The sequence below is a fragment of the Methylobacterium longum genome (genome assembly GCF_022179385.1).
GTDB lineage: Bacteria > Pseudomonadota > Alphaproteobacteria > Rhizobiales > Beijerinckiaceae > Methylobacterium > Methylobacterium longum.
On the sequence record NZ_BPQS01000144.1, the window covers coordinates 1 to 1,028 of the forward strand.

Sequence of the window (1,028 nt, forward strand, 5' to 3'; positions counted from 1 at the left end):
CGGCGTGGGGCTCGGCGCGGGGCGCGGCTTGGGGCTCGGCGTGGGCCACCAGCCGGTCGAGCCAGTCGCCGAAGACCTGGGCGTCGGAGTTGAGCAGGACGACGGCGCGGCCCTGGCGGAGGCCGAGGGCGCGGTTGACCGATCGGACGAAGCCGAGGTTGCGCTCGTTCTCGACGAGGTGGAACAGGCCGCGGTCCGCCAGGGCGGCCAGCTCCGCGGTGAGCTGCGGGTCGGGGGAGCGGTCGTTGACGGCGAGCAGGGCGAAGGGTGTGGCCTGCGGGGCCGACAGGCAGGCGTGGAGGGCGCGCAGGGTCTCGCCGCGGCCCTTGTAGACTGGGACGATGACGAGCACGCGGGCCTGATCGATCGGCAGGGCCCGGGGCAGGCCGTCCCACGCGTGCGGCTCGGGGGCGTCCATCGGCGGGTAGGTGCCGAGATCCTCGGGCGCGGCCATCAGGCCGGCGGATCGCCCCGTGCGCACGTAGTGCAGGAACGGCGACTCCCCCGGCGCCAGCAGGTGGCCGTAGGCCCGGCGATAGAACCGGGTCGAGAAGGCCTTGCTCGGGTCGCGATCCTCCTCCTGCCCGTGGGATAGGAAGTGGATGACGGGGCCGTTCTCGAAGCCGCAGGTGTCGGGGTAGCGCCTCAGGTACCAGGGCGCGTCGAAGAGGGGCTCGATCAGACGCGCCTGCTCGAACAGCTCCGCATCCTCCGCGGAGGGCATGGTGCCGTAGCGCGGATGGAAACCGGCATCCGAGACATCGTCACCGCGCAGGAGCGCCGTCGCCAGGAAGTGGACGAAGGGCGCGATCCCCGTGGCCTCCACGTAGGGATGATGCGCGCGGTAAGCCCAGCCGTTAAAGTCGGGCCTGGGGTTGCGGCCCTTCCGCCAGCCGGTGTCGCAGTAGTCGCGCACCGCGTCGGCGGCCTCGGCGAGCCCGTAGCGCGCCCGGTAGAAGCCGTGGTCGAACTGCGCCGCCGCCAGCCGCGCCTGCAGGTCGAGCAGCGCCGCCCGGTCCACGGGCTCC

Annotated in this window: 1 protein-coding gene; it reads right to left on the minus strand. The window is 73.2% G+C overall.

Annotated features, from left to right (window positions below):
* Nucleotides 1-1,028, minus strand: a 1,028-nt coding sequence (locus tag MFF58_RS31775; RefSeq protein WP_238294310.1) for a glycosyltransferase family 2 protein, incomplete at both ends; no start/stop codon positions are given.